The following is a 229-nucleotide window of genomic DNA, read 5'->3' as shown; positions in this document are numbered from 1 at the left end:
GCCCCCCAGGCCATCGCTGCCCAGGCGGGTAAGTGGCGAGGTAGCGCTCAGGCTGGTTTCGGCACGGTTTTCACCACCGGCAGGCCGTGTAGTGATGGAGATGATGCCCCCCGTGGCGCCGCTGCCGTAGATGGCGCTGCTGCCACGGATGACTTCGACCCGTTCGATCAGCGCCGGGTCGATGTTGGCCAGGTTGCGCGAAGAGTCGCGGTTGGTATTGAGCGGCACC

General features: G+C 66.4%; 1 protein-coding gene. It reads right to left on the bottom strand.

Annotation, left to right across the window (positions count from 1 at the left end):
- Positions 1 to 229, bottom strand: a 229-nt coding sequence (locus tag SB765_RS34520) for a TonB-dependent receptor plug domain-containing protein (RefSeq protein ID WP_410933143.1), incomplete at both ends; no start/stop codon positions are given.

The organism is Pseudomonas sp. SIMBA_067, from assembly GCF_046534675.1.
GTDB lineage: Bacteria > Pseudomonadota > Gammaproteobacteria > Pseudomonadales > Pseudomonadaceae > Aquipseudomonas > Aquipseudomonas putida.
The sequence above is the reverse complement of the archived record's forward strand: the minus strand, read 5'-3'. Positions and strand labels throughout refer to the sequence as shown.